The organism is Streptomyces sp. adm13(2018) (assembly GCF_008042145.1).
Lineage (GTDB): Bacteria > Actinomycetota > Actinomycetes > Streptomycetales > Streptomycetaceae > Streptomyces.
The window spans coordinates 826,952-851,027 of the sequence record NZ_RDBH01000129.1; the positions used below are offsets into that span (position 1 = coordinate 826,952).

Annotated in this window: 26 protein-coding genes and 1 riboswitch; of the genes, 17 read left to right on the plus strand and 9 right to left on the minus strand. The window is 72.5% G+C overall.

Annotated features, from left to right (window positions below; genetic code table 11):
- Positions 1–19 precede the first annotated feature (19 nt).
- From EAO70_RS20360 to EAO70_RS20395, 8 genes are all read right to left on the minus strand, one after another.
- Positions 20–1,834 carry an ABC transporter ATP-binding protein gene (locus EAO70_RS20360; protein ID WP_148004303.1) on the minus strand — a complete coding sequence of 605 codons (1,815 nt, stop codon included), beginning with the start codon at positions 1,832–1,834 and terminating at the stop codon, positions 20–22.
- Entirely contained in the window at positions 1,831–2,991 is a 1,161-nt protein-coding gene (locus EAO70_RS20365; RefSeq protein WP_148004304.1) for an energy-coupling factor transporter transmembrane component T, read from the minus strand. The genes EAO70_RS20360 and EAO70_RS20365 overlap by 4 nt, the downstream gene beginning before the upstream one ends.
- A complete protein-coding gene (locus EAO70_RS38045; protein ID WP_187283961.1) occupies positions 2,988–3,134 on the minus strand; it encodes a hypothetical protein in 147 nt (48 codons plus the stop codon). Before EAO70_RS38045 ends, EAO70_RS20365 begins: the two co-directional genes overlap by 4 nt.
- The gene (locus EAO70_RS20375) at positions 3,131–3,769 is read right to left on the minus strand and encodes an SCO2322 family protein (RefSeq protein ID WP_148004305.1); all 639 of its coding nucleotides are present in this window, start codon (positions 3,767–3,769) and stop codon (positions 3,131–3,133) included. Before EAO70_RS20375 ends, EAO70_RS38045 begins: the two co-directional genes overlap by 4 nt.
- Positions 3,770–3,867: 98 nt before the next feature.
- On the minus strand, positions 3,868–5,124 hold the full coding sequence (locus EAO70_RS20380) for a prenyltransferase/squalene oxidase repeat-containing protein (protein ID WP_148004306.1): 1,257 nt from the start codon (positions 5,122–5,124) through the stop codon (positions 3,868–3,870).
- 95 nt (positions 5,125–5,219) lie between these two features.
- Positions 5,220–5,297, minus strand: a riboswitch (cobalamin riboswitch).
- A 70-nt stretch (positions 5,298–5,367) separates the two neighbouring features.
- Complete coding sequence (locus EAO70_RS20385; RefSeq protein ID WP_148004307.1) at positions 5,368–6,429, minus strand: MBL fold metallo-hydrolase; 1,062 nt, start codon at positions 6,427–6,429, stop codon at positions 5,368–5,370.
- A 641-nt stretch (positions 6,430–7,070) separates the two neighbouring features.
- The gene (locus tag EAO70_RS20390; RefSeq protein WP_148004308.1) at positions 7,071–7,760 is read right to left on the minus strand and encodes an HAD family hydrolase; all 690 of its coding nucleotides are present in this window, start codon (positions 7,758–7,760) and stop codon (positions 7,071–7,073) included.
- The gene (locus EAO70_RS20395) at positions 7,750–8,616 is read right to left on the minus strand and encodes a winged helix-turn-helix domain-containing protein (protein WP_148004309.1); all 867 of its coding nucleotides are present in this window, start codon (positions 8,614–8,616) and stop codon (positions 7,750–7,752) included. The genes EAO70_RS20390 and EAO70_RS20395 overlap by 11 nt, the downstream gene beginning before the upstream one ends.
- Positions 8,617–9,099: 483 nt before the next feature.
- On the opposite strand from EAO70_RS20395, the gene EAO70_RS20400 reads away from it, so the two are divergent.
- From EAO70_RS20400 to EAO70_RS20460, 14 genes are all read left to right on the plus strand, one after another.
- A complete protein-coding gene (locus EAO70_RS20400; protein ID WP_148004310.1) occupies positions 9,100–9,366 on the plus strand; it encodes a DUF6284 family protein in 267 nt (88 codons plus the stop codon).
- On the plus strand, positions 9,363–9,539 hold the full coding sequence (locus tag EAO70_RS38050; protein WP_187283962.1) for a hypothetical protein: 177 nt from the start codon (positions 9,363–9,365) through the stop codon (positions 9,537–9,539). The genes EAO70_RS20400 and EAO70_RS38050 overlap by 4 nt, the downstream gene beginning before the upstream one ends.
- Positions 9,536–10,408 carry a DUF2637 domain-containing protein gene (locus EAO70_RS20405; protein ID WP_148004311.1) on the plus strand — a complete coding sequence of 291 codons (873 nt, stop codon included), beginning with the start codon at positions 9,536–9,538 and terminating at the stop codon, positions 10,406–10,408. Before EAO70_RS38050 ends, EAO70_RS20405 begins: the two co-directional genes overlap by 4 nt.
- Positions 10,405–10,740: an RRQRL motif-containing zinc-binding protein gene (locus EAO70_RS20410; protein ID WP_148004312.1), complete on the plus strand. Its 336-nt coding sequence runs from the start codon at positions 10,405–10,407 to the stop codon at positions 10,738–10,740. Before EAO70_RS20405 ends, EAO70_RS20410 begins: the two co-directional genes overlap by 4 nt.
- Positions 10,741–10,766: 26 nt before the next feature.
- Positions 10,767–11,153 carry a DUF6251 family protein gene (locus EAO70_RS20415; protein ID WP_148004313.1) on the plus strand — a complete coding sequence of 129 codons (387 nt, stop codon included), beginning with the start codon at positions 10,767–10,769 and terminating at the stop codon, positions 11,151–11,153.
- 1 nt (position 11,154) lies between these two features.
- Positions 11,155–11,352 carry a hypothetical protein gene (locus tag EAO70_RS20420; protein ID WP_148004314.1) on the plus strand — a complete coding sequence of 66 codons (198 nt, stop codon included), beginning with the start codon at positions 11,155–11,157 and terminating at the stop codon, positions 11,350–11,352.
- 83 nt (positions 11,353–11,435) lie between these two features.
- A complete protein-coding gene (locus EAO70_RS20425) occupies positions 11,436–11,648 on the plus strand; it encodes a DUF6257 family protein (protein WP_148004315.1) in 213 nt (70 codons plus the stop codon).
- Positions 11,649–11,738: 90 nt separating this feature from the next.
- Positions 11,739–13,865, plus strand: coding sequence for an FtsK/SpoIIIE domain-containing protein (locus tag EAO70_RS20430; protein ID WP_148004316.1), 2,127 nt, complete (start codon positions 11,739–11,741; stop codon positions 13,863–13,865).
- Between the two features lie 384 nt (positions 13,866–14,249).
- On the plus strand, positions 14,250–15,464 hold the full coding sequence (locus EAO70_RS20435) for a DUF3631 domain-containing protein (protein ID WP_148004317.1): 1,215 nt from the start codon (positions 14,250–14,252) through the stop codon (positions 15,462–15,464).
- A gap of 200 nt (positions 15,465–15,664) precedes the next feature.
- Entirely contained in the window at positions 15,665–15,886 is a 222-nt protein-coding gene (locus EAO70_RS20440) for a helix-turn-helix domain-containing protein (protein WP_148004318.1), read from the plus strand.
- Positions 15,887–15,964: 78 nt separating this feature from the next.
- Positions 15,965–17,230: a tyrosine-type recombinase/integrase gene (locus EAO70_RS20445; RefSeq protein ID WP_148004319.1), complete on the plus strand. Its 1,266-nt coding sequence runs from the start codon at positions 15,965–15,967 to the stop codon at positions 17,228–17,230.
- Positions 17,231–17,361: 131 nt separating this feature from the next.
- Positions 17,362–18,825, plus strand: a complete 1,464-nt coding sequence (locus tag EAO70_RS20450; protein WP_148004320.1) for an aldehyde dehydrogenase — start codon at positions 17,362–17,364, stop codon at positions 18,823–18,825.
- Entirely contained in the window at positions 18,825–19,058 is a 234-nt protein-coding gene (locus tag EAO70_RS20455; RefSeq protein ID WP_148004321.1) for a ferredoxin, read from the plus strand. Before EAO70_RS20450 ends, EAO70_RS20455 begins: the two co-directional genes overlap by 1 nt.
- Positions 19,059–19,243: 185 nt before the next feature.
- Positions 19,244–19,783, plus strand: coding sequence for a hypothetical protein (locus EAO70_RS20460; protein ID WP_148004322.1), 540 nt, complete (start codon positions 19,244–19,246; stop codon positions 19,781–19,783).
- 105 nt (positions 19,784–19,888) lie between these two features.
- Here EAO70_RS20460 and EAO70_RS20465 read toward each other — a convergent pair whose 3' ends face one another.
- Positions 19,889–20,518, minus strand: a complete 630-nt coding sequence (locus EAO70_RS20465) for a TetR family transcriptional regulator (protein WP_148004323.1) — start codon at positions 20,516–20,518, stop codon at positions 19,889–19,891.
- 227 nt (positions 20,519–20,745) lie between these two features.
- On the opposite strand from EAO70_RS20465, the gene EAO70_RS20470 reads away from it, so the two are divergent.
- The 3 genes from EAO70_RS20470 (at position 20,746) to EAO70_RS20480 (ending at position 24,030) form a co-directional block, all read left to right on the plus strand.
- Positions 20,746–22,098 (plus strand): glycosyltransferase family 4 protein, encoded by a 1,353-nt coding sequence (locus EAO70_RS20470; RefSeq protein WP_148004324.1) that lies wholly within the window; start codon positions 20,746–20,748, stop codon positions 22,096–22,098.
- A 109-nt stretch (positions 22,099–22,207) separates the two neighbouring features.
- Positions 22,208–22,942, plus strand: coding sequence for a class I SAM-dependent methyltransferase (locus tag EAO70_RS20475; RefSeq protein WP_148004325.1), 735 nt, complete (start codon positions 22,208–22,210; stop codon positions 22,940–22,942).
- Complete coding sequence (locus EAO70_RS20480; protein ID WP_148004326.1) at positions 22,939–24,030, plus strand: prenyltransferase; 1,092 nt, start codon at positions 22,939–22,941, stop codon at positions 24,028–24,030. Before EAO70_RS20475 ends, EAO70_RS20480 begins: the two co-directional genes overlap by 4 nt.
- Positions 24,031–24,076: the final 46 nt, after the last annotated feature.

Here is a 24,076-nt window from a genome sequence, read left to right on the forward strand (position 1 = left end):
GGACGGGCCGTGCGGGTGTTCACCGGAGTGCCTCCTCCACCTGCTCGACCGTGAGCCAGGGCTGCGGGGCCAGGATCTTCGCCACCTGCGGCGAGAACGCGGGAGAGGAGACGACCACCTCGGCCGTCGGCCCGTCCGCCACCACCTCGCCGTCGGCGATGATCACCACCCGGTGCGCCAGCTCGGCCGCCAGCTCCACGTCGTGCGTCGCGAGCACGATCGCGTGCCCGTCGGCGGCGAGCGCCCGCAGGTGGGTCACCAGCCGGGCCTTCGCCGCGTAGTCCAGGCCGCGGGTCGGCTCGTCCAGGAGGAGCAGCGGCGGCCGGCCGGTCAGGACGACGGCCAGCGCCAGGGCCAGCCGCTGCCCCTCCGACAGGTCCCGCGGGTGGGTGTCGTCCGCGACGCCCGGCAGCAGCTCGGACACCAGGGCCCGGCAGGTCCCGGGCGCCGCGCCCGCGTCCCCGTCGGCCGCCGCGCACTCCGCGCCGACGGTGTCCGCGTACAGCAGGTCGCGCGGTTCCTGCGGCACCAGACCGACCTGGCGGATCAGCTCGCGCGGGCTGGTGCTGTGCGGGGTGCGGCCCGCGACCAGGACGGATCCCGAGGTCGGGGCGATCATGCCGACGAGGGTGGACAGGAGGGTGGACTTCCCGGCGCCGTTGCGGCCCATCAGGGCGAGGGTCTCGCCGGCCCGGACGCGGAGGTCCACGGCACGCAGCGCCTCCACACGGCCCCGCCGGACACCGAGGCGCTCGGTCAGCACGAGGGGAGACGCGGCGGGGGACGGGCTCGGGGACGTGCCGGACGCGCCGGACGTGGCGGGGGTCGCGGGCCGGGTGCGGCGCCGCAGGAACGACAGGCCTCCCCGCTCCCTCCCGCCACGGGAGGGCTCGGGGGCCCGGCCACCGGAGGGCCCGGACTTCCCGCCGCCGGACGGCCCGGCGCGGAGCCCGCCGTCGCCGTCAGCGGCGGGGGCCGCGGCAGGCGCGCCCCCCGCGGGACCCCACGGCGGCGCACCCTCCGCGGGAACCCGCCCCTCCAGCCGTTCCTTCAGGCCCGCGGCCCGGCGTCGCGCGTCCCGGACCGTCAGGGGCAGCGGCTCCCAGCCGGCCAGCCGGCCCAGTCCCACCACCGGCGGGTGCACCGGCGAGACGGCCATGATCTCGGCGGGCGAGCCGAGCACGCCCTCCGGCAGCATCAGCACCCGGTCCGCGTACTGCACCACCCGCTCCAGCCGGTGCTCCGCGAGCAGCACGGTGGTGCCCAGGTCGTGCACCAGCCGCTGGAGCACCGCCAGGACGTCCTCGGCCGCCGACGGGTCGAGGGCCGAGGTCGGCTCGTCCAGGACCAGCACCTTCGGGTGCGGGGTCAGGACCGAGCCGATCGCGACCCGCTGGCGCTGCCCGCCGGAGAGCGTGGCGATCGGGCGGTCGCGGAGCTCCGCGAGGCCCAGCAGGTCCAGGGTCTCCTCGACCCGGCGCCGCATGACGCCCGGCGCGAGGCCCAGCGACTCCATGCCGTAGGCCAGCTCGTCCTCGACCGTGTCGGTGACGAAGTGCGCCGACGGGTCCTGGCCGACCGTGCCGACCACGTCCGCCAGCTCGCGCGGCGGATGGGTCCGGGTGTCGCGGCCGTCGACCGTGACGCGGCCGGTCAGCGTGCCGCCCGTGAAGTGCGGGACGAGGCCGGAGACCGCACCGAGGAGGGTCGACTTGCCGACGCCCGAGGGGCCGACGAGCAGGACCAGCTCGCCCTCGGGGACGGTCAGGCTCAGGTCCCGCAGGGTCGGCTCGGCGTCCTCGTAGGTCACCGAGACGTTCTCGAAGCGGATCACGCCTTCTCCTTCGCAGCGGACGCCGTCCCGGGACCGGGATCGGCCGCGGGCCCCCGCAGGGGAGCGGGTACGGGGGCCACGAACGCCGGCAGCAGCCCCACCAGGACCGACAGCGCCGGCCAGAGCGGCAGCTCCGGCGCCTCCAGCGGCACCACTCCCGGGTGCAGCGCCTCCGGCGCGTACGCGTTCGCCCCGATCATCAGGGCCGCGACCGCCACCCCGGAGCCCGCGACCAGCCAGGCCCGTCCGCCCCAGCGGTCCGGCCGGTAGCGGGTGCGAACCGTCCGCAGCCCGCCGAGCCGCAGCCCCGCCATGGCCGCGAGCAGCCCCGCCCCCAGCAGCGGCAGCCCGTATCCGGCGCCCTCCGCCGCGAGGAGACCGTACGACCCGGCGCAGATCCCGAGCAGTCCGCCCAGGGTCAGGAGGTTCGTGGTGCGCCGGACCGAGGCGGGGACGCTGGCGGTGCGCCCGTACCCGCGCGCGTCCATCGACGCCGCGACCGCGATGGACCGCTCCAGGGCCCCCTCCAGGACCGGCAGACCGATCTGGAGGACCGCCCGCACCCCGCCCGTGGGGCGGCCGCGCAGCCGCCGGGCGGTCCGCAGCCGGACCACGTCCGCGACCATGTTCGGCGCGAACGTCATCGCCACGACCACGGCGACCCCGGCCTCGTACAGCGCGCCCGGCAGCGACTTCAGCAGCCGCGCCGGGTTGGCCAGCGAGTTCGCCGCGCCCACGCAGATCAGCAGGGTCGCCAGCTTGGCGCCGTCGTACAGCGCGAACACCAGCTGCTCGGCCGTGACCCGCCCCCCGATCCGCACCCCCTGCACCCAGTCGGGCAGCGGCACCTCGGGCAGGGTGAACAGCGGGTGGGTGCCCGGGATCGGGGAGCCGAGCAGCAGCGAGAACACGACCCGCAGGAACACCACGAACAGGCCGAGCTTCACGAACGCGCCGTACGAGCGGGCCCAGGGCGCGTCCGTGCGCCGGGCCGCCACGACATAGCCCGCGACGCCCACGAGCATGCCGAGCAGCAGCGGATTCGTGGTGCGCGAGGCGGCGACGGCCAGGCCGAGCGCCCAGATCCACCACGCACCGGCGTGCAGGGCGTTGGACCGGGTCGCCTCCGGGGCGCGGAGGGCGGTACTCACCTTCATACGGGGCTCGTGTTCGTCCGGGGACCGGGGGACGTCATAGGGGCCAGGGCCAGGGCCAGGGCCAGGGCCAGGGCCAGGGCCGGGGCCAGGACCAGGGCRGGGGCCAGGGCCAGGGCCGGGACCGGGCTCGCGGCGCGGCTCATCCGCGCCGGCGGGCCTTCCAGACCGCCGCGCCGCCCAGGACCAGCACGGCCGCGCCGCCGGCGAGCACGCCGACGGACGGGCCGCCGCCGTCCCCGTCGGACGCCGCCGACGCGCTCGGCGCCGGGGTCTTCGCGGTCCCGTCGGTCCCACCGTTCTCCGCGACGGCTTCGCCGCAGCCGCGCGCCGGGTAGCCGGCGATCCCGCACAGCATGGCCGCGCCGTCGTACCGCAGCGGTTTCGCCACCTCGGCGAGCGCCTCCGCGGCCGTCGCGTCCGTACGGACCTGGGCGCAGCCGGTCTCGACCGGCGGCGTCGGCGGGGCCTCGCCGGGCGGCGCGTCCGCCGCGCCGCCGAAGTCGACGACCACCGCGATCCGCTTGCTGCCGTCCTTCACCGCCGTGTCCCCGCAGATCTTCGCGAAGTCGGGGGCGGTGGACGGCCGCGAGGTGTCGTCGGTGCCGCTGCTGATCGCGAAGCGGAAGCCGATCGCGTCGCCGTCGGCGGGGCGGGCGGTCGCCGGGCCCTGCGTGGCGTACGACCAGGTCGTCCCGCCGCCGCTCTCCCAGAACGACCAGTAGCGGTAGCCGGCCGCCTGCGCCGGGGCCGCCGCGGCGACGACCGCGGTGAGCGTCACGAGCGCCCCGGCGGCGGCACCCGCCGCGCGCCCACCGCGCCCTCGTGCCCCATCCCGTCGCGTACCGTCCTGCCGCGCGCCGTCGTGTCGCGCGCCGGTCACTTCTTGCGGCCGCTCACGAGGAAGCCGATGCCGACGCCGACGACCGTGCCGATGCCGATGATCCACCAGACGTCGAAGCCGCCCTCGTCGTCACTCGTGGAGGAGGCCGAGGTGTCCGGGGTCTTCGGCGCCGGGCCGGTCGCGTTCAGCTGCTCGACCAGGTCCGCCGCACCGAACTCGCGCGGGTCCGTCTCCATCGCCCGCGCGGCCAGGATCAGCTGCGCGTACGCGGCGGGGCCGCCCTCCTTCGCCCAGGCGGCGGAGTTCTTCTCCAGCCACTCCAGGGCGGGCTTCGCCTCCGCCGAGGCGCCCGAGGCGGCGAGCGCGACGACGGCGTCGGCGGTGTTGCCGACGTCGGGCTGCTCACCGGTGTCGGCGGCGCCCGGCATCGGAGGCAGGTTCAGGTGGCCGGTCTTCCCGAGGGTCTTCGCCAGGTAGGAGGCGCCGTTGAGCGCGGCCCGCTCGACCGTCGGCTTCGACAGGTCGTCGCAGACGGGCGGCTGCTCGGGCGAGGCCTTGGTGGCGACGACGCTCTTGCCGAGCCCCGCGAGGGTGGCCGCGGCGGTGGCGTCGGCGTTCGCGAGCAGCTTCCCGGCCTTGTCGGGCTGGTACGCGAAGGCGCCCGGGCCCTCCTTGTCCGAGCAGGGCAGCGCGAAGGTCAGCAGCGCGTCGTAGGGCGTACGGCCCTCGGCGGAGGTGAAGGAGCCCGGCCGCACGCCCGTCGCGGCGAGCGCGCCGACGACGACCGAGGTGGAGTTGGCGTCGCTGGGGCCGCCGGGGCTGTAACCCCAGCCGCCGTCCTTGTTCTGCACGGTGCGCAGCCAGTCGGAGCCCGCCTTGACGGCCTTGTCGATGGTCTCGGGGGAGCCGGACTGTCGGCGGACCGCGCGCAGGCCCTGCACGGCGAGGGCGGTCGCGTTGCTGTCCCGCATGGTCTTCGCGTCGCAGGGCGCCGCGGCGTCCGCGCGGAACGAGCTGAACGAGCCGTCGGCGCACTGCTGGCCGAGCAGCCACTCCACGGCCTGGTCGGAGGGCTGGAAGCCGGTGGCGCGCTGGGCGAGGAAGGCGAGCGACTGCCGCCACACCCCGTCGTACGTGGGGTCCTTCGTGCCGTACAGACCGTCGGGGACCGGGACGGGAGAGGGGGTGGGGGAGGGTGCGGCGGTGGCTGCTCCCGCGATCCCGGCCGCTCCGGTGCAGAGCAGGACGGTGGCGGCGGCGAGCGCGGTGGCGCCGCGGCGGACGGTGTTCATGGGACCCTCTCCTGCGGCCGGGCACCGGCACGCCTCAGGGGCACCAGGCTCCGGCTCCGTATTCCTCGACGGTGCCGGCGGTCACGTCCCGGACAGGGCATTCCGACTCACGACCCCCTGGGAAGGCCGTTCACGGTTGCGGGTCAGCGCCGGATTCGCACCGGCTTCCCCCTGTACGGGCATGATGACGACCGGGCCACTCTACCGGCCCGTAGCCTCCCGGCCGGGCGGGTGCGAGGCGCCTCACACCGCGACGTACCGCACCGGCTCCGAGCCCGGCACCGCCTCGGCACGGCCCAGTTTCACCAGCCGGCGCAGATGCGCCTCGGCCTCGCTGACGGCGATGTTGCGGGAGCCGTAGGGGATCTGGTCCCAGGGGCGGTTCCACTCCATCCGTTCGGCGAGCTGCCACGGGGTGAGCGGGGTGGCGAGCAGTCCGAGGAGTCCGGTGAGCCGTTCCTCGTGGTGGTCGAGCAGCTCGCGGACCCGGCCGGCGGCGTCCGTGAAGGGGTGCTGGTGGGCGGGGAGGACCTCGGCGACGCCGAGGCGGCCGATGCGTTCGAGGGAGTCGAGGTAGTCGCCCAGGGGGTCGGCGGCGGCGGTGGCGTCGTCGGGGTCCTCGTAGAGCCCGATGTGCGGGGTGATCCCGGGCAGCAGGTGGTCGCCGGAGAAGAGCCGGCCGTGGCCGGGCAGCCGGGAGGGGTGCTCCTCCTCCAGGTGGAGGCAGACGTGGCCGGGGGTGTGGCCGGGGGTCCAGACGGCCCGCAGCCGCCGTCCGGCGAGGTCGAGCAGCTCGCCGGGGACGATCTCCCGGTCGGGGAGGGCGGAGCCCAGGCCGGGCAGGGTCCGCGTCCGGCCGGAGGCGCGGGCGGCACGCAGTGGCGCGAGGTGCTCCTCGGGGGCGCCGACGGCGGCGAGCTTGCGGGCGAGGTAGTCGAGCCAGGTGCCCGGTTCGGCGTCGCGGGTGCGGCGTACGACGTCGGCGTCGGCGGCGTGCATCGCGATCCAGGCGCCGGAGGCCTCGCGGACCTTGCCGGAGAGGCCGTGGTGGTCGGGGTGGTGGTGGGTGATGACGACGCCGTGGACGTCGGCGATGTCGATCCGCAGCGACGCGAGTCCCGCGGTGAGCTCGGTCCAGGAGGCGGGGTCGTCCCAGCCGGTGTCGACGAGCACCGGGCCGCGGTCGGTGTCGAGGACGTGGACCAGGGTGTGGCCGAGCGGGTTGTCCGGGATGGGCACCCGGAGCGACCAGACGCCGCCGCCGTGCGCGGTCGCCTGCGGGGTGGGTCCCTGTCGAGCGGGCATGGATCCTCATCTCTCCACGGTGGTGCGGAAGTTCCCCGCGGTGCCGAAGGTCTTCGCGACGGTACGGAGTGTGCTCGACCATTGCCCACTATAACTAGAACTGACTACCCGTCAGAGCGACCTGTATCGGATCGACTTCGACCTGCTCATGACCTGCGTTCTAGCCGTCATGGTTGGTCGTTGTTGGCCGTTGACGGGCCCCCTCGTACGGCCCACAGACGGCCCGGCTGATGCCCGCCGGGGCTTGGCGCCTGCACCCCGAGGCCTTGGTTCGCCGACGTTTGCCTGCTTGGCGTCGCCGGTTGGATCCGGCCGCTTTCGCCAAGGAATTGGCCTGGTGGAATGAACGTCCCCTCGAAGCCGACCAGCCCAGAGGACAATTCCCCCGTCTCGCTCCAATTGACAGGGAGGACGTGTGGGCTACCAGGTCAAGTGCGGATCGACTGAGACCAAGACGGGGAAACCGTGTAAGAACCCGGCGATGATCGGCTACTCCCGCTGCCAGACGCACCGTGGGAAGTGGACATCCCGGCAGCAGCGGAAGACCAAGAAGCGCTAATCCCTGCACGCTCTGGTCTACGGATCAAGGATCGGTGCGAGCTGAGCCCCCAGGCGAACGCTCGGGGGCTCAGTCCATTGAGCTACGTTGCTACGAAGGCACTCGCGATGGACCGCATGTCGGTGACCACGGCACCCGCGCCGGCGGCGGTGAGAGCCTCCCTCTTGCCGTGTTTGTTGGCGAAGCCGATGCTGCCCGCGCCTGCCGCTCGCGCCGCCTCGATGTCGGTTACGGAGTCGCCCACTAGTGCTGAACGTGACGGGGATACACCGAGGGCCGCCGCGGCTTCGAGTAGCGGGTGCGGCGACGGCTTCATGAGGTCCGGCCGCAGGACCGGTCGGCCGACCACGACCTCGACGGCTCCGGTGAGTCCCTGTGCCGCGAGGTAGGCGTGTACGCAGTCGCCGGAGTTGTTGCTGACCACGGCTACGCGTCGCCCCGAAGAACGGGCTGCAATCATCGCCTCGACGGCCCCGCCCATCGGCTCGCCAGCGACAACGACAGCCCGAACCTCCGCATCTGTGAGCGCCGCCTCGACGGCAGTCAGAACATCTCGCCCGCCCTCGCGTGCGAGCTGGTGAACCACCATCGGATCATCCGTCGAGTGGGCCGCATCGGCGAGCTGTGGCGCGAGCGTGGCGAGCAGTGCCGAAAGGTCTTTGGCAACCTCCGGGGCGGGCAGCCCCCGGAAGACGTGGCAGATCGGGCCATCGAAGTCGAAGAGGATCGCGTCACAGTCAGCGAGCACGGCCGCCAGTGCCTCAGAGGACATCCGCTGTGGTCTCCCGTCCGATCGTCTCCCACACGCTGTCGAACCACATCTGTGCCTGCTCTACCTGCTGGGCGCCGCTGGACGAGTCGCCGTCATTGAGGGAGTGGTGAAACAGGATGGTGTCCTTGCCCACCAGGTCGTAGATCTCGATGGCTTCCCCCTGTGCGACTACCTTGTTCGGCCGGATCGGGTAGTAGCCGAAGAACGCGTCTTCCTTGTTGACGACGTATAGCTTGAAGAACTGCGTGCCGCTGTGAATACGCACGCTCACGTTGCCCTCCTGGACGAGACCCAGGTGCTCCAGCTCGCTGATCGAGTCCGTGATGCTGCGGGTGTAGCCGACCATGATGTCGTGCATCCGGGCCCGGAGGCGGGGGTCGTCGGCGCAGTCCTCCCGGCGAACGGGCGCGGCCTGCGGAACGGCCATGTCTGGAACGAGGATCCGCACCCGAATGCTCGCGGGAGTCAGCCGCCCCGTACGGATCTTGTCGAGCGGTTCCTGTAGGGCCCCGTGGAGCGTCTCGCTGGAGAAGCCAGCGAAGTCGATCGTCACGTTCCGGCTGGCGAATGCCTGCTCGACGTACGGCCGAAGGCCTGCCGGCCGCTCGGTCCGGTGTCGGACGAACACGCCGCTGCCCTTGCGGGAGACGACGAGCCCTTCGTCCTCCAGGTCTCGGAGCGCGCGTTGGATCGTGGCGCGGGCGAACCCGTAGTGCTCCGTCAGTTTCGCGTGCGACGGCAGCTTTTCCCCGGGGCCCAGCTTCCTGGTGCGGATGGCCGCGCCCAAGCTGCGGGCCACCTGCTCGTACGGCGGTCGGTCGTCGTCCGGGTCCAGCGGCTCAAGCTCAAAGGTCATGCCCTTGATGGTACGGCGAACCTGACTATTTGGGCAGCATGGCTAGCCACCCGTTGACGTGACTAGCCATGCTGGCTATGTTCTTCCTGTGCCCACCGGGCTAGCCAAGTAAGTCAGGCTTGACCGGGAGAGCTGTGTCGTCAAGACGCAGGTCAGGGCCGCACCCGCACGACAAGGAGCCCCTGAGAGACGGGGCTGAGGGCCCCGGATCCCTGGTCAACCGGAGGGCGAGACCGAAAGGTCACCGTCTCGCATGCCTAAGCCGGGAGCTCGAGTTCCCGAAGGCGAGACACCTGCACCACCTGCACTCAGCCGCAGCGGTTGCTGCGGCCGGTTGCCTCCTCTGCCCGTCCGGTCCCCGTTCGCGGGGTGCCGTACGGGCGGGGTTGAGGGGAGCCGGATGGTTCCAAACGGCGAGAAGCCCCGGTGTTAGAGCACCGGGGCTTCGGTTCGGGCCGTTCCTGTCTGAGAGGAACACACCCAATGCAGTCCATCATCACACTCCCCGCCACGAGCGGGGCCCTTGCGTTCGACGGTGAGCCGTCGGACGCGGAGCTGGACGCGGTCGACCTGGAGATGCCGCTGATTCTGGCGGAGGTCGACCTGCTCGACGCGGAGATCATGACGCTCGACCGTCCGGCCACCGTGCTGGACGAGCGGCGCATCCGGCGGGCCCGTCACCGGGTCCTGGCGGAGCGCCGCGACCTGACCAACCGCGCCGGCCTGGCGCGGTCGGGCGGTGCCGCGTGAACCGCCTCACCTACTGGCTCCTGATCGCCCTGTGCATCGCCGTCGAGGTCTGGGGCATCGCCATCGGCAACCGGGACATCACCGTCGTCGGGTTCTTCGCCGGAGTCGGCGTGGCGGCCGTCGCCCGCCTCCTCTACCGCGCCGATCAGTGCGAGGGCGGTGAGGAAGCGTGAACCGCGCCGGTAAAGCCCTGCTCGTCTTCGCTCTGGTCGCCGTGGTCGGCATGGCGTTCCGGGTCTCCTGGAACGCGCTGCGGGACGTGGCCACCGCCGTCGGCGCGGACGAGACCGGAGCGACGCTCTACCCGTTCGTGGTCGACGGCCTCATGGCCCTCGCCCTGGTCGCCACGCTCGTACTGACCGAACGGGCCGACAAGAAGTTCGCGCTGCGGGTCCTCGCGGCGTACACAGTCGCCTCGCTCGTCCTCAACTTCGTGCACGGGCTCGTGCCCGAGCTGCACGGCGAGTCGGTCGACTGGACCCGACTGGCCGAGTGGGACCCGGTCAACTGGCTGCTCGTCCTACTCGCCACATCGCTGCCAGTCGGGTCGATCTACTTCGGCTCCGATCTGGTCGCCAAGGTTCTGCACCACCGATCGACCGACCCCGCAAAAGCGGAGGAATCGGCACAGGGCGACACGGAACGGTCTACCTCTGACCTCGCCGTACCGGCTCCTGAGCCGGTCCCGGCGCTGGTCGCCCCGGTGGCCGTCGGGCGGGTCGTTGAGGTCGATTCTCCCGCCGAGGAGGTGCCGATTGATCGGGTCGCCGTTCGTGCGGTGGCCGCCGATCAGTCGGCCCCGCGCCGGGCGACCGGTCGGGTCCCCGACGCTGCTCGGTCGACCCGACCCCGCCGCACGACAGATGAACTGGTCGCTGAGGCAAGGCAGTTGACCGAGTCGTGGACGGTCGATCAGTTGACGGCCGAGGGCATCCGGAAGGCTCTGCGGACGTCACCGGACAAGGCCCGGATGCTCCGGGACACCCTCCGCGCCGAACGGAAGACTACGGCGGTCCCTGAGCCTGTTGGGGCCGCGTCGTGAGCACCCTCCCGGTCTACCGGTGGCGGCTCGCTCCGGAGGGGCTGGCGACGTTCCGGCAGCTTCGGGCGATCGGGCTGCGGCCCGGCGGACAGCCGGTCGTGGCGCAGCTCGAACGCCCCCGCCGCCGACGCGGCCCGCTGGTCGCGTTCCTCTACCGGGTCGACCTCGCCCGTCCGATCCGGCCGATGACCCCGGCCCGGTGGGCGGCCCTGGAGCGGGCGAACGCGGCCCGCCGCCTCTGCCCGGAGTGCGGGCGGGACGCCGGGTACCGCATCCCCGCCTCGCTCGGCATGTGCACCCCTTGCGCCTACCCCGACACCACCGCCGCGTGAGCGGCCACGAGAGGACGTGACCTGTCGTGAACCACCTCCCCGAACCCGCCCGGGTCGTCCAGCTCCCGGACGGCACCTACACCTACGCCGACCAGCTCCCCGCCGTCCAGGCCCCGACGGCCGCGCCGCAGGTGGTCCACCAGCACATCCACCAGGCCCCGCCGGACCGCACCGTTCAGCGGATCGCGCTCGGCTCCGGCATCGGCGCCGGCACCGTCGCGGCGGGCGTGTACTTCGGCCCGCTCCTCGTCGGCGCACTGACCGCGATCGCCGCGAACCTGGCCCTGCTCGCGTTCCTCGCCGCCGTCCTGTCCTGGGGCGTCGTGTCCGTCGTGCGGTCGGTCGGCGGCACGGACGGCAAGGCCGCCGCCAAGACCCTGGCCAAGACGCGCCGGTCCCGGAAGGGGAAGTGACGTGTTCCGTGCCGGACAGACCGTGCTGATCGTCGCGTGCGAGGACGACCCGAGGGCCGTCGGCCGCACCGGGCGGGTCCTCGACGAGGTACAGCCGGGGCCCCTCACGAACGGCCGGTGGACCGTCGACCGGATCAGCATTTGGATCGCCCCGGTCCTGTGCCACGCCCACGAGCTCAAGCCGCTCGACCAGGACTGACGGCTGCCTGCCCACCCCTCGCCCACCGGGTCGGGGGCGGGTGGGGAGCCGGGACAGCCCCGGCCCCAGAAGGGGACCGCGTCATGGCCAGCAAGAAGAACTCCGAGTACGACCCGAAGCACCCCCCGCTCACCCCGAGCGAGAAGGCCAAGTTCGCTTGGTACATCGGCCGCATGGCCAAGCGGGGCATCGCGGGCGAGACCGTCTATCAGGGCGACCTGGAGAAGAAGGTGGACCGCATCCTCGACGGCGCCCGCGCCCGCGCCGAGAAGAACGCCCGGCAGAACGGCAAGTAGCTGCGCCTCGGGGCGGCCGACAGCCGCCAAGCATCCCGACCGCCCCGGGCCCATCCCTCCACCCTTTCGAGCGGCAGGAGTACCCCCAGCATGACCGACAACGTGGTCCACCTCTTCAAGGACCCGACTACCGAAGAGCCCACCGCCCCGCCTGCGGCGCTCACGGTGGCGCCGGAACCCTCCCAGCGTTCCCGCCCGGTGCGGGTGTTCGTCCGCAGCCGCCGGGCCGTGGTCGGCGCGGTGAAGCACGAGAGGACCCGCACTGCGGCCCGCGTGACCGTACGGCACGGCGCCTACGTCCTCGGCGGCACCCGCGTGACGGCCCGCCGCGCGTGGGACGGCCGGACCGGCGCCCGCTACGAACGTCTCCTGCGTGCGGCGGAAGCCGCGGGGAACTACGAGGCGGCCGGCGAGTGGGAGGAACGGCTGCACCGCTTCCGCTCCGAGCGGCATAAGCGGCGCATGGACCTGCTCACCGCGCCGCAGCACGTCGCCAAGAGCGCCGCGATCGGCGCGGCCGGCGGCATAGGCGGACTGATCGCGATTGGTATCGCGCTCGCCATCGCCACCAAGAACCCCGGCGACGTCTTCACCCCCCTCATGGCCCTGATCGAACTGATCAGGCTGCTCGTCGTCATCGTGCAGATCGTGTGGGGCCCGCTCATGGTCGCGGGGCCCTGGCTCGCGCTCGCCGGACTGTGGGCCGTCGGACGCCAGCGCGCCACCGCCCCACAGTGGGCCCTTCCCGCCAACGCCCGCGCAAACGACGCCGGCGCTCCCATCACGCCGTCGATCGTGGTAACCGCCCTGCGGGACCTCGGGATCGCCCCGCTCAGGAACGCGATCAAGGAGATGGGGGATGCGGGTGCGGCGATGCTCGGGCCGATCCGGATCGCCGGATGCGGTGTCGAGGTCGACGTCACACTGCCCTCCGGTGTGGAGACGGCGGAGGTGCAGGGGCGGCGGAAGAAGCTCGCGGAGAACCTCAACCGCCATGGCCATGAAGTGTTCATCACGATCCCCGAGGCGGCCCGCACGGTCCGCCTGTGGATCGCGGACTCGGGCGCCCTTGACGAGCCGATTGGCCCGTCGCCGCTGATCACGGACGAGACGATCAGCGCCGACTACGCCAAGGGCAAGGCTCCGTGGGGCTTGGACCTGCGCGGGGATGCCGCTGAGCTGAGCCTGTACCAGCGGCACCTGCTGATCACGGGCAAGTCCAACCAGGGCAAGACCGCCGCCCTGCGCGCGCTCGCCCTGTGGCTTGCGCTGGACCGCCGGGTGGAGTTCCGGATCGCGGACCTCAAGGGCATCGGTGACTGGGGCATGTTCGACGGTCTCGCCACGGTCCTGGTCCAGGGCCCGACCGATGAGCACGTCATCGACGCGACCGAGATGGTCGAGGGGATCGTCGCGGAGATGGAACGCCGCGTCCAGGCCCCGCCCGGCACGAAGTTCGACCCGCTGATCGGCATCGTGGATGAGGCGCAGGTCGCGTTCATGTGCCCCGCGATCGGGGACGACAAGCGGCCGTACGGCGGGTCCAAGGCCACGTCCCGGTACTTCATGGCCGTCCGCAAGATTCACAACCAGGGCCGCGCCGTGGACGTGCTGCTGTGGGAGGGCACGCAGGACCCGACTGACCAGAACCTTCCCAAGCTGGTCCGCGAGGGGGCCCACACCCGCATCTCCCTCGTCCTGGGTACCGAGTCCCAGGCGCGCATGGCGTTGGGTGACAGCGCCGTCGAGGGCGGGGCAGCCCCGCACCTGCTCCGCCAGGGACTCGACAAGGGAACCGTGGTCGTAGCGTCCGACGGGATCAAGATCCCCGCCGGGCAGCCTTCCATCACGGTCCGCACCCACTACATCGACACCGACACCGCCGCCGAGGTCGCCCAGCGGGCCAAGGCTCTGCGCGGCGCAGTCACCACCCTCACGGCCACCGAGGGCGAAGAGGACGACCGCGACCCGCTCGGCGACATCGCCACCGCCATCGGCGACGAGTCGCGGATGTTCACCCAGGACGTGCTCAAGCGGCTCACCGCCCTCGCGCCCGAGACGTACGGGGCGTGGACGAACGGCGATCTCAAGCGCGTGCTGGAGGAGGCCGGCGAGGAGCCGAAGAAGTCCCACGGCCGCATGGTCGTCCACCGCGACCACGTCCACCGCGCCCTCGCCAACCGCGACACCGACGGTTCCGCTTCCACCATCAACTGACGGGGAGGCGCACCCGCCCCGTCCGGGGAGGCGGGGAGAACTCCCCAACTGCTGGAGGAGGCCGGCGAGGAGCCGAAGAAGTCCCACGGCCGCATGGTCGTCCACCGCGACCACGTCCACCGCGCCCTCGCCAACCGCGACACCGACGGTTCCGCTTCCACCATCAACTGACGGGGAGGCGCACCCGCCCCGTCCGGGGAGGCGGGGAGAACTCCCCAACCCCTCTAAGAGCCAGGTCACCCCGGCCCCGCCCGAGCCCGCCGATCAGCTCGCGGCCCGGCTGGCGTTGGGCGCCCGAATGGTCGTCGCCGAAGGCGTCCCCATTGGCTCTGACCCGCACTTCGCCCACCGCCTCCGCCCGCTCCTGACCCAAGGGGAAGCCGCATGACCAAGCAGCCCATCGACGGCGCCGCCTTGCTCGACCAGGTTGAAAGGCATCACCGCCGGTTCAACGTGTTCCCCAGCGAGCACGCGTTCACCGCAGTGGCTCTCTGGGACGCACACACCCACCTGCTCGACGCGTTCGAGTCCACGCCCCGGATCGCGTTCCTGTCTCCCGAACCCGGGTCCGGGAAGACTCGGGCGCTGGAGATCATCCAGACCCTCGTACCCCGACCGATGATCACCACCGACGTGTCTCCCGCCGCGTTGTTCCGCTCCGTGTCCGACACGGCCGCCCGACCCGTCGTGCTGCTGGACGAGATTGACACCGTCTTCGGGCCGCGCGCCTCCGGTAACGAGGACCTGCGCGGGCTGATCAACGCAGGACACCGCAGGTCCGGGGTCGTCTATCGGTGTGTGGGTGACGGGAGTTCGCAGGTGGTCCAGCCGTTCCCCGTCTACGCGGCGCTCGCCACCGCCGGACTCGGAGACCTCCCCGACACCATCCTCACCCGCTCCGTCGTCGTCCGCATGCGCCGCCGCGCCCCCAACGAGAAGGTAGAGCCATTCCGCGAGCGCACCCACGTGCCTCAGGGGCACGCCCTCCGTGACCGCCTGGCGGAGTGGGCCGACCTAGTTCGGGAGCGGATCGCCGGAGCCTGGCCCGATATGCCCGACGGGATCACCGACCGGCCCGCCGACGTCTGGGAACCTCTCATCGCCGTCGCGGACGCTGCCGGGGGCGACTGGCCCGCCCGCGCCCGCGCGGCCTGCGTCGCGCTCGTCGCCGCCGCCAGCGCCGGAGACAAGGCCAGCACCGGTATCCGGCTCCTGACTGATCTCCGCGACGCGTTCGCAGGTGCCGAGCGGGTGTTGAGCGCCGACCTCGTGGACCGGCTCACCAGCCTGGACGACGCCCCGTGGGCCGACCTCGACGGACGGCCCCTGACGCCCCGCACCCTGGCCCGGATGCTGGGTGACTACGTCACCACCGACGGGCAGCCCATCCGGTCCCGGAACATCAAGATCGGCCCCCGGGCCGTATCCAAGGGCTACTACGCGGCCGATCTCGCGGACGCCTGGCTCAGGTACTGCCCGCCCCGCACCACCACGTCCGCTACCACCGCTACCGCCGCTACCTCAGAGGTCAGTGCCCCCGAACCGGTAGCGGACACCCTCCCGGTAGCGGCTACCGAACCCGCTGCCGACACCCTCTGAGTCCTCCCGCCCCGTACCTGCGTCCGGGCTTCCGCATCGCCAGCGGAAGCCCGGACGTCTATCCGCTACCGCTACCCCACCCGCTACCACCAACAGGCCCCTGACCTGCTAGGTAGCGGAGGTAGCGGAAGTAGCGGACCTGACAGGAAGGGGCCAAAGGGCTCCGGTCAAACCTCGCCCGAGGACAGAGGAGAGCCGACATGGCATCCGCCGTGACCACCCTGCGGGCCGGACTCCCGGACCGCTACCTCACCCCGGAGGACATCGCCGAGCTGTTCGGCGTCCCTTTGGAGACCGTCTACCAGTGGCGCAGGAAGCGCACCGGGCCGCCCGGATTCCGGGTCGGTAAGTACGTCCGGTACGACCCCGTCGCCGTCCAGCGGTGGACGAGCGAGCGCATGGCCGCCGATCTGGCCGCCTGAGACCGACAACCGATCAATCCGTTCCGTGGGGCGGGGCCGTGGCCCCGCTCCACGGGCATTCTCGAAAGGTTTCACCGCATGGCAGGGCACATCCAGGACCGCTGGTTCAAGGACGAGATGGGGGAAGACGGCAAGACGCGGCGGGTCAAGACCGATCGTCACGGCACCGGCCTTCGCTACCGGGCCCGGTACATCGGCCCCGACGGCACCGAGAAGTCGAAGAGCTTCCCGGACCGGCAGAAGCGCTTGGCCGAACAGTGGCTGACCAGCATTGAGGCGGACATGGCTCGGGGCGAGTTCATCGACCCGAAGGCGGGTCGCACCACCTTCCAGCAGTACGCAGAACGGTGGGTCGCCGCGCAGACGACCGACATCGCCACGCGTACGGGTACCGAGTCCCGACTCCGGCTGCACGCCTACCCGCACCTCGGGGCCCGACCGCTCGGGTCCTTCCAGGCCGAGCACATCCGGGAGTGGTCGCGGAAGCTCGAAGACGCGGGTCTGGCCGCGTCCTACCGACGTGTCATCTTCGCCAACGTCTCGGCCGTCTTCACCGCCGCGCTCGACGACCGGTTGATCTCCCGGAACCCCTGCCGCGCGGCCTCCGTCAAGGCGCCGGCGGCGGTCCCGGGCCGCGTCCGGCCGTGGACCGCTGAGCGCGTGTTCGCCGTCCGCTCCGCGCTCCCGGCCCACTACCGCGCCATGACCGACGTCGGTGGCGGTTGCGGGCTGAGGCAGGGCGAGATCTTCGGACTTCCTGTGGACGAGGTCGGGTTCCTCACCGGGTGGCTGCACGTCGGCTGGCAGGTGAAGATGATCGGCGGCCGGGCCGTCTTCGCGCCCCCGAAGAGGGGCAAGGTGCGCGACGTGCCGCTCCCCGAGCACGTGGGCCGTGCGCTCGCGGCCCACATGGAGCGCTTCCCTCCCGAGGACGTCACGCTGCCGTGGGAGACGCCGGACGGACCGCCCGTGACCAAGCGGCTGCTCTTCACCACGGAGGAGGGCAAGGCGGTGGGGCGGCACTACTTCAACACCGCGTCCTGGAAGCCCGCCCTGGTGGCGGCCGGCGTCCTTCCGGAGCCCAAGCCGGGGGAGCGGCCCCAGGAGTCGCGCGAGGACGGCATGCACGCGCTCCGACACTTCTACGCCTCCGTCCTGCTCGACGCGGGGGAGAACATCAAGGCCCTGAGCGGCTACCTCGGGCACGCCGACCCCGGGTTCACGCTGCGGGTGTACACGCACCTCATGCCGAGCAGTGAGAGCCGCACGCGGAAGGCCGTCGACGACATGTATCGGAAGGCCGTCGGAGCGTCTGACGGCCCAGAGACGGCCCAGGCCGCGTGAGCAGGGCCCCCACCGGCCGCAAAACGGCTGGTGGGGGCCCATTCTGTCCGGGGCATTGCTCCCTATAACTAGAACTGGTATCAGTTCTGAGGCATCGTCAGGGAATCCATCCCCTCATGGAGGCGGCCGTCATGACCGAGCTTGTGGAGCACGGAAAGCTGTTCATCGGCGGGGAGTTGACCGACCCGATCGGCGAGGACGTCATCGAGGTCGTCTCCCCGCACACCGAGGAGGTCATCGGCCGCGTCCCGCACGCCTCCACCGCCGACGTCGACCGGGCGGTGGCGGCCGCCCGCAGGGCCTTCGACGAAGGGCCCTGGCCCCGGACGACGCTGGAGGAGCGGATCGCCGTCGTCAGCCGCATCAAGGACGCGATCGCCGTCCGCCACGAGGAGATCGCCCGCTCCATCAGCGCCCAGAACGGCTCCCCGTACTCCTGGTCCGTGCTCGCCCAGGCCCTCGGCGCGATGATGGTCTGGGACGCGGCGATCACGGTCGCCCGGGACTTCACGTACGAGGAGCGGCGCAGCGGCGTCCTCGGCCCGCTGCTCGTGCGGCGCGAACCGGTGGGCGTGGTCGCGGCCGTCGTCCCGTGGAACGTGCCGCAGTTCACCGCGGCGGCCAAGCTCGGGCCCGCGCTCCTTGCCGGCTGCACGGTGGTCCTCAAGCCCTCGCCCGAGTCGCCCCTCGACGCGTACATCCTCGCCGACATCGCCGCCGGGGCCGGGCTGCCCGAGGGCGTGCTCAGCATCCTGCCGGCCGACCGCGAGGTCAGCGAGTACCTGGTGGGCCACCCCGGCATCGACAAGGTCTCCTTCACCGGCTCGGTCGCGGCCGGCCGGCGGGTCATGGAGGTGGCCGCCCGCAACCTCACCCGCGTCACCCTCGAACTCGGCGGCAAGTCCGCCGCCGTGGTCCTGCCCGACGCCGACCTCGCGACCGCCGTGGCCGGGATCGTCCCGGCCGCCTGGATGAACAACGGCCAGGCGTGCGTGGCCCAGACCCGCATCCTCGTCCCCCGCTCCCGGTACGAGGAGACCGCCGAGGCCTTCGCCGCGGCGGCCGGCGCGCTCGTCGTCGGCGACCCGCTCGACCCGGCCACCCAGGTCGGCCCGCTGGTCGCCCGGCGGCAGCAGCAGCGCTCCCTCGACTACATCCGCATCGGCCAGGAGGAGGGCGCCAAGGTCCTCGCGGGCGGCGGCCGTCCGGCCGGCCTGGACCGCGGCTGGTACGTCGAGCCGACGCTCTTCGGCGGCGTCGACAACTCCATGCGGATCGCCCGCGAGGAGATCTTCGGCCCGGTCATCTGCCTGCTGCCGTACGGGGACGAGGCCGAGGCCCTGCGCCTCGCGAACGACTCCGACTTCGGGCTCAGCGGCAGCGTCTGGACCGGGGACGTGGAGCACGGCGTCGAGTTCGCCCGCGGGGTGCGCACCGGCACCTTCAACGTCAACACCTTCAGCCTCGACATGCTCGGTCCGTTCGGCGGCTACAAGAACTCCGGCCTGGGGAGGGAGTTCGGACCCGAGGGCTTCGGGGAGTACCTGGAGCACAAGATGATCCACCTGCCGGCCGGGTACGAGGGCGGCGCGTGATGGGGGACCGCTGGCATGTCGAGGTCGACCGGAGCGTCTGCATCGGCTCCGGCATGTGCGTGAACCACGCCCCGGACGGCTTCCGCCTCGACACCGCCCGCCAGTCCCACCCGAGCGAGCCGGAGACGGACGCGGGCGAGAGACTGCTGGCGGCGGCCGAGGGGTGCCCGGTGGAGGCGATCACGATCACCCTGGCGGACGGCGGGGAACCGGTCTTCCCGCCGGAGGAGTAGCGCCCCGGACCACGGTGTGATCATCCTGATGGCCCTCGACGACGCCTGCACGAAGCGGAACGGGCCGCGAGCCGGCGGCGCCCTCCGTTCGGCTGATGACCCGTCACCCCCGTTTCCACGTGCAAAACTGGGCCCGTTGGAAACGGGGGCGAGAGCCCGTCGTACGTGCGGATTTCGGGAGTGTTGTGCGCAAGCTGACGTGGGTGGCCGCGGCCGCCGGTGTGGTGCTGCTGGTCGCCGGTTGCGGAAGCGAGGGCGGTGCGGACAAGGGCGGCTCGGCCTCGGGTCCGTCCTCGGCCGGTTCGTCCTCGACGGGCGGCTCCGGCGGTTCGGACGGCGGCCGGCTCACCGGTGACGCCGTCACCAAGGAGCTGTCCGACGCGGCGACCGCGGCCGGCTTCACGCAGGACGGCTCGGGCGAGCAGATCCCGGCCGAGGCCAAGGACTGCATGGTCAGCTGGACGGCCGACGCCGAGAAGGCCAAGGACCCGGCGAAGTCCTACGGGGACACGGTCGCGGCGCTGACCGAGGGCGGCTGGAACGAGGAGCGGAAGACCGAGCAGAGCGGCTCCGTCATCAAGTCCCTGAAGAAGAGCAGCTGGCAGCTCCAGGCGAGCAACCACTCCGCCGGCCCGCTCAAGCTGGTGATGTTCGTGGCCGTCGACGGCAGCCCGCAGTGCGCGGCGGCGATCGCCGGAGCCAACAAGGCCACGCCCTCGTCCTGATCCGACGCCCGCGCCCGCGACCCGTGGCACCTCGGCCGCCGGGGGTCGCGGGTCCGCGGGTCTCCCCGGGCGGGCGCCCCACGTCACCGGCGGGGGCGCCTCACGTCACCGCCGCGCCGCCGCCTCCGGGGCCGTCAGGTCGATCAGTCGGCAGACCGTCTCGATGTCGATCTTCACCTGTGCGATCGAGGCGCGCCCCGACAGCCAGGTGATCAGCGCCGAGTGCCAGGTGTGCTCGATCACCCGGACCACCGAGAGCTGCTCCGGGGTCGGGTGCTCCGTGCCCATCGCGTCCAGGATGATCGCCGTCGTCAGCCGTGACACGGTGTCGACCTCGGGGCTCACCCCGCGGTCCGCGAAGGTCAGCGCCCGCACCATCGCGTCGGCGAGCTGCGGCTCGCGCTGGAGCGCGCGGAAGGCCCGCATCAGGGTCTCCGCCACCCGCTCCGCCGGGTCGGACGCCGCGGGGGGCCGCTTGCGCAGGGTCGTGTGCAGGTGCTGGAGCTGGTCCTGCATCGTGGCGACCAGCAGGTGGATCTTGGAGGGGAAATAGCGGTACAGCGTCCCCAGTGCCACCCCGGCCGCCTCCGCGACCTCCCGCATCTGCACGGCGTCGAAGCCGCCCCGCGCCGCGAGCTGGGCGCTGGCGTTCAGGATGCGGCGGCGGCGGGCCTCCTGGCGCTCCGTGAGGGGCGGTGCCGCGGGTCTGTGGTCCGCTCTGATGTCTGCGGTCATGGGGTCCCGTTCCGTGCGGTGGGGAGCGACAGTATGGCGGTGCGCGGGCCGTGGCGCGAATCACCTGTTCCGGCTCTCACCCCAGAGCTACCTGCCGGTAGATTCTGTCCTCCTTGAAGGATCAAGAAGATCAGGCCAGAAGATCAAGAACGATCAAGTCTGTAACTTGTTCTAGATTAGCGCGAGCGGTTACGCTCCGGCGAAACCACGCTCGAAGGGGGTCGCGCATGACCGCTGAGGCCATAGAGGCAAGCCCCCGGCAGGGCGTCACGGCAGCCGGCGACGGATCGTTGCGGATCGCTCTCCTCACGTACAAGGGCAATCCCTTCTGCGGCGGACAGGGCGTCTACGTCCGGCACCTCTCCCGCGAACTCGCCCGGCTCGGCCACCGCGTCGAGGTCATCGGCTCCCAGCCGTACCCCGTCCTCGACGCGATCGCCGACGGCACCGGCCTCACCGGCCCCACCCTCACCGAGGTCGCCAGCCTCGACCTCTACCGCTCGCCGGACCCGTTCCGCACCCCGAAGCGCGACGAGTACCGGGACTGGATCGACGGCGTCGAGGTCGCCACCATGTGGACCGGCGGCTTCCCCGAGCCGCTGACCTTCTCCCTGCGGGCCCGGCGCCTGCTCGCCGCCCGCCGCGGCGACTTCGACGTCGTCCACGACAACCAGACCCTCGGCTACGGGCTCCTCGGCGGGCCGCGGGCGATCGGCGCCCCGCTCGTCACCACGATCCACCACCCCATCACCGTCGACCGGCGGCTCGAACTCGACGCCGCCGCCGACTGGAAGCGCCGCGCCTCCGTCCGCCGCTGGTACGCCTTCACCCGCATGCAGAAGCGCGTCGCCCGCCGGCTGCCGTCCGTCCTCACCGTCTCCGGCACCTCCCGGCAGGAGATCGTCGAGCACCTCGGGGTGCCCGAGGACCGCATCCGGGTCGTCCACATCGGCGCCGACACCGACCTGTGGTCGCCCGACCCGGCCGTCGCCGAGGTCCCCGGCCGGATCGTCACCACCTCCAGCGCCGACGTCCCGCTCAAGGGCCTCGTCCACCTGGTCGAGGCACTCGCCAAGCTCCGCACCGAGAACCCGGACGCCCACCTCGTCGTCGTCGGCAAGCGCGCCGAGGACGGCCCGGTCGCCGCCGCCATCGAGCGGTACGGGCTGGCCGGGGCCGTCGAGTTCGTCAAGGGCATCAGCGACGCCGAGCTCGTCGACCTCTACCGCTCCGCCCAGGTCGCCTGCGTCCCCTCCCTCTACGAGGGCTTCTCGCTGCCCGCCGCCGAGGGCATGGCCACCGGCACCCCGCTCGTCGCCACCACCGGCGGTGCCATCCCCGAGGTCGCCGGAACCGACGGGGAGACCTGCCTCGCGGTGCCGCCGGGCGACGCGGGCGCCCTGGCCGCCGCCCTGGGCCGGGTCCTCGGCGACCCGGAGCTGCGGGCCCGGCTCGGCGCCGCCGGACGCTCCCGGGTCCTGGACCGCTTCACCTGGGCCCGCGCCGCCCAGGGCACCGCGGAGCTGTACCGCGAGGCGATCGCCCGCCGCGGCGCCGGGGCGCCCGGGAGCGCCCGGTGACACCTCGTCCCGTCCGCCGGACGCGGCACGGCGGGCCGGTGGTGTCCACCGGTTCCGCCCCGCGGAACGCCTGCCCCCACCCTTCCCTCCACCGCGAAAGCAGGCCCTCGTGCTGACCGTCGACTTCACCCGCTTCCCGCTCGCCCCCGGCGACCGTGTGCTCGATCTGGGCTGCGGGGCCGGCCGGCACGCCTTCGAGTGCTACCGGCGCGGCGCCCGGGTCGTGGCCCTCGACCAGAACGCCGAGGAGATCCGCGAGGTCGCGAAGTGGTTCGCGGCCATGAAGGAGGCCGGCGAGGCCCCCGCGGGCGCGACGGCCACCGCGATGGAGGGCGACGCGCTCAACCTGCCGTTCCCCGACGAGTCCTTCGACGTCGTCATCATCTCCGAGGTCATGGAGCACATCCCCGACGACAAGGGCGTCCTCGCCGAGATGGTCCGCGTCCTCAAGCCCGGCGGACGGATCGCCGTCACCGTCCCGCGCTACGGCCCCGAGAAGGTCTGCTGGACGCTCTCCGACGCGTACCACGAGGTCGAGGGCGGCCACATCCGCATCTACAAGGCCGACGAACTCCTCGGCAAGATCCGCCAGGCCGGACTCAGGCCGTACGGCACCCACCACGCGCACGCCCTGCACTCGCCGTACTGGTGGCTGAAGTGCGCCTTCGGCGTCGACAACGACAAGGCGCTGCCCGTCCGCGCCTACCACAAGCTCCTGGTCTGGGACATCATGAAGAAGCCCGCCCTGACCCGGGTCGCCGAGCAGCTGCTCAACCCGGTGGTCGGCAAGAGCTTCGTGGCGTACGCGACCAAGCCCCACCAGCCCGAGGTCGACTCCCAGTGACCTCGCCCGAGCGCATCGCGGAGCACCTCGTCCTGCCCGGGGTGCTGACCGCCGAGCAGGCCGCCCAGACCGTCGCCGGGATCCTCGCCGTACAGCGCGAGGACGGCGCCCTGCCCTGGTTCCGGGGCCACCACCTCGACCCGTGGGACCACACCGAGGCCGCCATGGCCCTGGACGCGGCCGGCGAGCACGACGCCGCCGCCCGCGCCTACGCCTGGCTCGCCCGGCACCAGAACGCCGACGGCTCCTGGTACGCGGCCTACCACGACGGCGAGCCCGGCCGGGTCACCGACCGCGGCCGGGAGTCCAACTTCGTCGCCTACATAGCCGTCGGCGTCTGGCACCACTACCTCTCCACGGGCGACGACGCCTTCCTCGACCGGATGTGGCCCGCCGTCTACGCGGCCGTCGAGTTCGTCCTCGGACTCCAGCAGCCCGGCGGTCAGATCGGCTGGAAGCGCGAGGCCGACGGCACCCCGGTGAAGGACGCCCTCCTCACCGGGAGTTCGTCGATCCACCAGGCGCTCCGGTGTGCCCTCGCCATCGCCGAGACGCGTGAAGAGCCGCAGCCCGACTGGGAGTTGGCGGCCGGGGCGCTCGGCCACGCGATCCGCCGGCACCCCGAGCGCTTCCTCGACAAGTCCCGCTACTCGATGGACTGGTACTACCCGGTCCTCGGCGGCGCGGTCACCGGACTCCAGGCGAAGGCCCGCATCGACGCCGACTGGGACACCTTCGTCGTGCCCGGGCTCGGCGTGCGCTGCGTGATCCCCAACCCCTGGGTGACCGGCGGCGAGAGCTGCGAACTCGCCCTCGCCCTCTGGGCGATGGGCGAGTCGGACCGGGCCCTCACCGTCCTCCAGGACATCCAGCACCTGCGCGCCGAGAACGGCATGTACTGGACGGGGTACGTCTTCGAGGGCGAGACCGAGGGCGACAAGGCGGTGTGGCCCGAGGAGCAGACCGCCTGGACGGCCGGCTCCCTGCTGCTCGCGGTGGCCGCCCTCGGCGGCGAGGAGGCCACGGTGGCCGTCTTCGGCGGCGAACGCCTCCCGGCCGGCCTGGAGCCGGACTGCTGCGGGGCCTGATCGCACGCACCCGGACGGAGCCGCCCGGGTGGCGGGCGCGGGGGGC

Bases quoted from the DNA above. Each gene is read 5' to 3' on its own strand.
- EAO70_RS20365 (WP_148004304.1), bottom strand. From the start codon at position 2,991: ATGAAGGTGAGTACCGCCCTCCGCGCCCCGGAGGCGACCCGGTCCAAC.
- EAO70_RS20380 (WP_148004306.1), bottom strand. From the start codon at position 5,124: ATGAACACCGTCCGCCGCGGCGCCACCGCGCTCGCCGCCGCCACCGTC.
- EAO70_RS20385 (WP_148004307.1), bottom strand. From the start codon at position 6,429: ATGCCCGCTCGACAGGGACCCACCCCGCAGGCGACCGCGCACGGCGGC.
- EAO70_RS20390 (WP_148004308.1), bottom strand. From the start codon at position 7,760: ATGTCCTCTGAGGCACTGGCGGCCGTGCTCGCTGACTGTGACGCGATC.
- EAO70_RS20395 (WP_148004309.1), bottom strand. From the start codon at position 8,616: ATGACCTTTGAGCTTGAGCCGCTGGACCCGGACGACGACCGACCGCCG.
- EAO70_RS20400 (WP_148004310.1), top strand. From the start codon at position 9,100: ATGCAGTCCATCATCACACTCCCCGCCACGAGCGGGGCCCTTGCGTTC.
- EAO70_RS20425 (WP_148004315.1), top strand. From the start codon at position 11,436: ATGGCCAGCAAGAAGAACTCCGAGTACGACCCGAAGCACCCCCCGCTC.
- EAO70_RS20430 (WP_148004316.1), top strand. From the start codon at position 11,739: ATGACCGACAACGTGGTCCACCTCTTCAAGGACCCGACTACCGAAGAG.
- EAO70_RS20435 (WP_148004317.1), top strand. From the start codon at position 14,250: ATGACCAAGCAGCCCATCGACGGCGCCGCCTTGCTCGACCAGGTTGAA.
- EAO70_RS20440 (WP_148004318.1), top strand. From the start codon at position 15,665: ATGGCATCCGCCGTGACCACCCTGCGGGCCGGACTCCCGGACCGCTAC.
- EAO70_RS20445 (WP_148004319.1), top strand. From the start codon at position 15,965: ATGGCAGGGCACATCCAGGACCGCTGGTTCAAGGACGAGATGGGGGAA.
- EAO70_RS20450 (WP_148004320.1), top strand. From the start codon at position 17,362: ATGACCGAGCTTGTGGAGCACGGAAAGCTGTTCATCGGCGGGGAGTTG.
- EAO70_RS20455 (WP_148004321.1), top strand. From the start codon at position 18,825: ATGGGGGACCGCTGGCATGTCGAGGTCGACCGGAGCGTCTGCATCGGC.
- EAO70_RS20465 (WP_148004323.1), bottom strand. From the start codon at position 20,518: ATGACCGCAGACATCAGAGCGGACCACAGACCCGCGGCACCGCCCCTC.
- EAO70_RS20470 (WP_148004324.1), top strand. From the start codon at position 20,746: ATGACCGCTGAGGCCATAGAGGCAAGCCCCCGGCAGGGCGTCACGGCA.